Origin of the sequence: Metapseudomonas resinovorans (genome assembly GCF_002003485.1) — a bacterium.
GTDB lineage: Bacteria > Pseudomonadota > Gammaproteobacteria > Pseudomonadales > Pseudomonadaceae > Metapseudomonas > Metapseudomonas resinovorans_D.
In genome coordinates, this window is the sequence record NZ_BDMA01000017.1 from 151,459 (window position 1) to 158,202 (window position 6,744).

At 63.8% G+C, this 6,744-nt stretch carries 6 protein-coding genes; 2 read left to right on the forward strand and 4 right to left on the reverse strand.

Features of this window, described 5'->3' with window-relative positions; all coding sequences use genetic code 11:
* Nucleotides 1-36 precede the first annotated feature (36 nt).
* From MnOB_RS05225 to MnOB_RS05240, 4 genes are all read right to left on the reverse strand, one after another.
* Nucleotides 37-1,161 carry an NAD(P)/FAD-dependent oxidoreductase gene (locus MnOB_RS05225; RefSeq protein WP_077522716.1) on the reverse strand — a complete coding sequence of 375 codons (1,125 nt, stop codon included), beginning with the start codon at nucleotides 1,159-1,161 and terminating at the stop codon, nucleotides 37-39.
* Between the two features lie 10 nt (nucleotides 1,162-1,171).
* Nucleotides 1,172-2,122 (reverse strand): ornithine cyclodeaminase family protein, encoded by a 951-nt coding sequence (locus MnOB_RS05230; RefSeq protein ID WP_077522718.1) that lies wholly within the window; start codon nucleotides 2,120-2,122, stop codon nucleotides 1,172-1,174.
* Nucleotides 2,123-2,300: 178 nt separating this feature from the next.
* Nucleotides 2,301-3,305: a DUF481 domain-containing protein gene (locus MnOB_RS05235; RefSeq protein WP_077522720.1), complete on the reverse strand. Its 1,005-nt coding sequence runs from the start codon at nucleotides 3,303-3,305 to the stop codon at nucleotides 2,301-2,303.
* 129 nt (nucleotides 3,306-3,434) lie between these two features.
* Nucleotides 3,435-4,433, reverse strand: a complete 999-nt coding sequence (locus MnOB_RS05240; protein ID WP_077522722.1) for a DUF481 domain-containing protein — start codon at nucleotides 4,431-4,433, stop codon at nucleotides 3,435-3,437.
* On the opposite strand from MnOB_RS05240, the gene MnOB_RS05245 reads away from it, so the two are divergent.
* Together MnOB_RS05245 and MnOB_RS05250 are read left to right on the forward strand one after the other, a co-directional pair.
* Nucleotides 4,432-4,818 (forward strand): MGMT family protein, encoded by a 387-nt coding sequence (locus MnOB_RS05245; protein WP_077522724.1) that lies wholly within the window; start codon nucleotides 4,432-4,434, stop codon nucleotides 4,816-4,818. The genes MnOB_RS05240 and MnOB_RS05245 overlap by 2 nt on opposite strands.
* An 87-nt stretch (nucleotides 4,819-4,905) precedes the next feature.
* Nucleotides 4,906-6,645, forward strand: coding sequence for an AmpG family muropeptide MFS transporter (locus tag MnOB_RS05250; RefSeq protein WP_077522726.1), 1,740 nt, complete (start codon nucleotides 4,906-4,908; stop codon nucleotides 6,643-6,645).
* Nucleotides 6,646-6,744 lie beyond the last annotated feature (99 nt).

Genomic DNA, 6,744 nt, shown 5'->3' on the forward strand with positions numbered 1-6,744 from the left:
CCGGCGCAGCGAGTGTGGCGCAAAGCGCCAACGTCGTCACCCCAGCCGCGCGGGCGACAGCATGGCCTCGGTCAGGCCGAATTGCGTCAGGTGCTCCGGCAACGGCTGGCGCAGGATCAAGCAGGCACTGGCCTCGCCCATGGCAGCGGAGGTCTGGATACCGTAGCCGCCCTGCCCCGCCACCCAGTAGAAGTCCGGCGCGCGCAAGTCGTAGCCGGACACCAGGTCGCCATCGGGGAAGAACGAACGCAGCCCAGCCCAGACCCGCGCAGGACGGCGAATGGTCATGCTGGTGTGCTCCTCGATCTGGTAGATGCCGAGGGCGATGTCCAGTTCTTCCGGCTGCACATCGTGGGGATCGACCGGGTCGGCGTTTGCCGGCGAGCCCAGTAGCACTCCAGCGTCCGGCTTGAAGTAGAAGGATTCATCCAGGCTGACCAGCGCCGGCCACTTGTGCGCATCTACGCCTTCCGGCGGCGAGAAGATGAACGCAGCGCGGCGCTTGGGTTGCAGCCCAAGGGGCTGGACGCCGGCAAGCTGCGCGAGCCCGTCGCACCAGGCACCGGCGGCATTGATCAGCGTCGCGGCCTGGAAGCTGCCCTGGGAGGTTTCCACCCGCCATTGGTCACCGTCACGGCTCACACCGGTCACTTCGCAGCTATGGCGTACTTCGCCGCCGTTGCGGCGGATACCGCGCAGGTAGCCCTGGTGCAGGGCATCGGTGTCGATATCGGCGGCACTGGGGTCGAGCATGGCGCCCTGCACCTTGTCCCGGCGCAGCACTGGCACCAGGGCGCAGGCCTGGTCAGGTGTGAGCATCTGCATCTCGGGGACGTTCTCCAGCGCACTGTCGAATTGGCGCTGCAGTTCCTCGGCATCACCGGTGAAGTCCACCACCATCTCGCCACGCGGAGTGAGCAGTGGGTGCTCGCTGAAACCTTCCGGCGGCGCGTCGAAGAATGCCCGGCTCGCGGCGGTCAGCGCGCGCACCTGGGGCGTGCCGTAGGCGACGGTATAGAGGGCGGCGGAACGGCCAGTGGAGTGGTAACCGGCGTGCTCCTCGCGTTCCAGCACCAGCACGCGGCCGTGGCGGGAGAGCCAGAAGCCGGTGGAGGCACCGGCGATACCGGCGCCGATGATGATGAAGTCAGCCTGTTGCATGGCGTCTACCTCACTGGCCTTGGCGTTGCAGATGATAGAGGGCGTTGGCCAGGGCCATGTCTTCCAGGCCCAGACCGATGGAGCGGAAGAAGACCGGACGGCTGTAATCAGGGCGCGTCGCCTTGCCACTCACCAGCTCCGGCAGGTCGCCACGGATGGCGTCGCGGCTCCAGCCGTGAAGCTCGGCGGCGAGCAGCATCTCGCCTGCAGAGCCCGGTGTGGTAGCGCGATAGTCGCAATACACATCCATTTCACCCAGCGCCTGCGGTGGCACTTCATGGGCGCGCGGGGCATTGGTGCTGATGGAGGTGACCAGGGCGGGCCTGGCCAGGCTGCGTGGGTCCAGCACCGGGCCGGCGGACGACGTACAGAGCATCACCACGTCGGCTTCGGCGACTGCGTCCTCCAGCGTGGCACTGAATTCCACGCGCGGGTCCTGGGCAGCCAGTTGCGTCCGGGCGTCGTCCGAGAGGGAGGGCGAATAGACGGCGATACGCTGCCAGTCACGCAGGCCTTTCACGTAATGCAGGTGGGCACGGGCCACTGGGCCGCTGCCAACCACGGCGAGTCGACGCGCCTGGGCCGGAGCGAGGGCCTCGACGGCTACGGCGGTGGTCGCGGCGGTGCGTGCGGTGGTCAGCTCAGCGGAATCGCAGAGGAGCAGGGGCTGGCCGCTGTCCATGGACATCAGCAGTGTCCAGGCCGTGACCAGGGCACCATCGGGTTTCTTGATGTAGGGCGAGGTCTTGACGCCGTACACCCCGTCCTTGGCCAGCACGCCCAGGTAGTTGATGAAGTCGCCTGCGGCATTGGGGAACTCCACCAACTGCTGAGCCGGCTGTACCGCTTCACCCGTGGCGAGGTCAAGGAACATGTTGCGCATGGCCTGGTGAACGTCCACCTGCTGGAGCAGGCGGCGAGCTTCGGCTTGCTGGAGAACGATGGGCGGGTTGCTGGACATGGGGATGCTCCCGAGACTGGCATAAACAATTTGTCCATATTGGACTTTTAAGTTTATGCCAGCAAGGGGACAGCCGACCGGATGTACGAGTTTGGCGCCTGGGTATAAGGCCAGGCATCGGGTGTGGGGATTTCATGTCAATCGCGAATGAATTCGCTCCCACAGCAGCGCCGGCTTGTTACCAGCCTACGCCGAAGCCCACGGTGTAGCGGGTTTCGTCGATTTCACCCTCGGCACCGCTGACCTGATCCTTCTCCGCCTTCATGTTGAGCGAGGCCCAGTCGGTGAGCTTGTAGCGCAGGCCCACTTCAGCATCCAGCGCGTAGTCGGCGGTGTTGTCCAGCGGACGGCCGACCTCGCCGCTGGTGAAGAGCTCCACGGTCTTGCCCACCAGGTAGCGGTTGTAGTCCCACTTGGTACTGATGGAGTAGAAGTTTTCCTTCTCCCCGTTGGAGAACTGGTAATCGCTGCGGTTGACCAGCCCTGCCAGGGAGAAGGCCCCAAGTTCGTCGTCCCAGAACTGGTAACCGGGGCCGGTACCCAGGGTGCGCTGGCGTTCGAGGTCTTCGACCTTGTCGCGCTTGTACTCACCGCGGCCTTGCCAGAAGAACTTCTGGGTAATGAAGCGATCGAGGGCGTACTCGGTTTCCCAGTTGTCCGTGGTCTTCACGTCGTCGGTGAATTCGCGGTTGTACTCGCCCGAGGCGTTGTGCCGCCAGCGGCCGTGGCGAGCCTTGGTCTTGAAATCGACGTCGTAGTCGTCGGTGTCCCTCTCGGCGCGCTTGTAGTCCAGGGCCAGATCGACGTTGCCGGTCCAGGTGAGGTCTTCCACCAGGGGCTTGGGCTTCATGATCTGTTCGATGCTGGCCAGTTCGACTTCCTTCGGCGCCTCGCCGTTGGCGAGGATGACCTTGCCTTCCTCAGCGCGATGCAACGACTTGGCGCGTTCGCCGTTGAGATCGTCCTGTTTGATCAGCAACTCGCGATCACTTTCCAGGGTGGCGACTTTCTTCCAGTCCAGCGGGATGGTGCCGCCGTAGTCGGTCTCGAGAACCAGCTTGCCACCATCGAACACCCTGATCGTGCCGGTGAGTTTGTCCCCATTCTTCATCCAGACGGTGTCGGCGAAGGAGGCGGAGGAAGCGGCGGCGAGCGCCATACACAGCAGATTTCTGGACAACATAAAGCGGATTCTTTGCTCGGGTCTTCAAAAAAAGCCGGGCATTATCCTTATGACCGACAGCAGAGCAAGGACTGACCGGCCTGCGTCCGCTGAGTTCCAGAAAATCGATGGGCGTGCCCTTCCCCGGCCCTACCAGCCGATGCCGACGCCAATGAGATAGTGCTTGTCCGAGTCCGTCTGGCCCAGCCCGCGCAGCTGATCCAATTCGTACAGCAGCGACAGGCGCGCCCAGTCGTTCAGGCGATAGCGCAGGCCAAATTCGCTGTCGAGCACGTAGTCGACCTCGTCTATCTGCGGCACCTGCAGCTGGGCCTTGGAATAGAGCTCGAAACGGGTTCCCCAGATCAGTCGCTTGAAGTCCCATTCGAAGGAATAGGCGTTGAAATCCAGGTTGCCCTCATCGCTTTCCAGTTGGAAACGGGACAACTGCGCGATCAGGTCGAAACGGCCCAGTTCGTTGTCCCAGAACCGGTAGCCAGGCCCGAGACCATAGGATCGCTGCCGCTCGAAGAACTGGAACTCATCGTTTTCCTGGTCGTAACTGCCCCGCACGAACCAGTGTTCGGTGAGGAAGCGGTCGAGGTCGTACTCCAGCTCCCAGCTGTCCTCGGTTCGCTCGCCGTTCTTGGTTTCCTTCTCGAACTGGCCGCTCATGACATGCCGCCAGCGGCCATGTTCGACGCGGGTATCGCCCTTGAGCTTCCACTCGTCCGTTTTATCGTCGTTACGCTCCATGTCCAGCTTGGCATCGAGGTTGCCCTCCCAGACCCGGTCCTTGAGGACGGGTCGTGGCGGCACCATCTGCCGAATGCTCGCCAGCGGCACCGTCTCGCTCTTGCCATTGACCAGGTGGACCATGCCTTTGCCCGCCGCACCGAGGCTGCGGCTATGCTGGCTGTCGAGGCCCTCGCGCTTGATCAGCAACGGTTTCTCGGAGCGAAGGGTGTCGATATCCTTCCAGTCGATCAGGACCTGGCCGGCATATTTGGTCTTCAAGGCGAGCTTGCCGCCATCCAGCAGGATGATCTCTCCGGTCAGGCGGTCACCGTTGTTCAACCACACGGTGTCGGCCCAGAGCGGCAGACAGGTCAGCAACACGAACGAAGCAATCAGGCTACGGAGCAGCATGGTCGGTAAGAAGAAGAAAGAAGAAGCGCCAGAGCATGCATGGGCCGACTTGCCGACAGCAAGCACGGACGTCCGCCGCGAAGCGCTCTACCTGACCCTGGGCCAGGTTCCCGAAGGCAAGGTCGTGACCTATGGCCAGTTGGCCGAGCTGGCTGGCCTTGGCCGCGCCGCACGCTGGGTCGGTCGTACCCTGAGCCAGCTGCCGACCGGCACCCAGTTGCCCTGGCACCGGGTGCTGGGGTCTGGCGGACGCTTCAGCCTGGCGCTGGGCACGCCTTCGGGCAATGAGCAGCGGGCACGTTTGCGCGCCGAAGGGGTCAGTATCCAGAACGATCGGGTGGACATGCGTCGGCACGGCTGGCATCCCATACCGCCCAAGGGTTAGAGTGCGCCCTGCCCTGTTTTCCGCTCCCACCATGGACGCCGCGAGCAGCCTCATGCCCAGCACCACGCTTTCCGGACCACACCGCTAATGCCCCATCGTTCCTGGCGCGCAGCCATCGCCGCCTACGCCACACCGGCCACGCTTTCGCTATTGCTGCTCGGGTTCGCCGCCGGCCTTCCCTACATGCTGGTGTTTTCCACCCTTTCCGTCTGGCTTCGCGAGGCAGGTGTATCTCGCGAGACCATTGGCTTCGCCAGCCTGATCGGCCTGGCGTACGCCTTCAAATGGATCTGGTCGCCGCTGCTCGACCAGTGGCGCCTGCCGCTGCTGGGCCGACTCGGCCGGCGCCGCTCCTGGCTGGTGCTGTCCCAGGCGCTGGTGGGCGTCGGGCTGGTGGGCATGGCCCTGTGCGATCCCAAGACCAACCTCACCTGGCTCATCGCGCTGGCGGTGCTGGTGGCTTTCGCCTCGGCCACCCAGGACATCGCCATCGATGCCTATCGCCTGGAAATCGCCGAAGACAGCCGCCAGGCCGCCCTGGCCGCAAGCTACATGACGGGCTACCGCGTCTCCGCACTGCTCGCCACCGCAGGCGCGCTCTACTTCGCCGAATGGTTCGGTTCCACCGCCCAGGTCTATGAATACGGCGCCTGGGCCGGCACCTACCTGCTGTTCGCCCTGCTGATGCTGCCAGGACTGATCACCAGCCTGTGGATGCGTGAGCCACCGGTGGACCTCCCCGCAACCAGCACCACCTCTCGCTTCAAGCTCAAGCACCAGCTCTCTTCGGTGCTGATCCTGCTGGTCATGCTGATCTCCCTGCCGGCGATGATCACCGGCCTGCTCGACCGTGCCTGGCCACGCGCCGCGCTGTACGCCATCTTCCTGGTCACCTGCCTGTCGCCCTGGGGCATGCGCCAGATCCTGCCGGTGCGCGAACTGCTCAGCCAGCAGCGCCGCCAACTGCTGGTAGCCGCGCGGGGCAAGGTGATGCCCAACTTCGACTTCGTCCACCAGGCGGTTTCGATCATTGTCCTGATCGTGATCCTGGTGACCATCGCCGCCGCCGCCAAGGCCTTCTCGACCGGCGCCTGGCCACGCGGGACGATGTTCCTGCTGATCACCCTGGCGTGCTTCTCCGCCGCCGGCCGTCTGTTGATGGCGCCGGTGCTCACCCCGATCAGCGAGTTCGTCCAGCGCTACCGCTGGCAGGCGTTGCTGTTGCTGGGGCTGATCGCCACTTACCGCATGTCGGACACCGTCATGGGCGTGATGGCCAACGTGTTCTACATCGACCAGGGCTTCACCAAGGAGCAGATCGCCAGCGTCAGCAAGCTGTTCGGCCTGGTGATGACGCTGCTCGGCGCGGGGGCGGGCGGTGTGCTCATCGTGCGCTTCGGCATCCTGCCGATCCTGTTCATCGGCGGCATCAGCTCGGCAGCCACCAACCTGATGTTCGTGGCCCTGAGCGACATGGGTGCCCACCTGAACATGCTCATCCTGACCATTTCCTGCGACAACTTCAGTGCAGGGTTGGCCACTTCGGCGTTCGTCGCCTACCTCTCGAGCCTGACCAACCTGAAGTTCTCCGCGACCCAGTACGCCCTGCTCAGCTCAATCATGCTGCTGCTGCCACGACTGATCGGCGGTTACTCGGGCGTGATGGTGGAAAGTGTGGGCTACCACAATTTCTTCCTCATCACTGCGTTGCTGGGCATTCCCACCCTGGTGCTGATCGCCATCCAGTGGGGCCGCGACCGACAGCAGCCGAAGGAGAATGGCTCCTCCGACGCATCGGCGACGCCCGGTTCTACCGAGCAGCCCTGATTTATCCACAGTGTCTAGTCCTGAAATAGGTTTACACCTTTCAGGCTAACCTCCAGACCTCAAAACGCCCGATGCACCGCATCGGGCGTTTTGTATTTC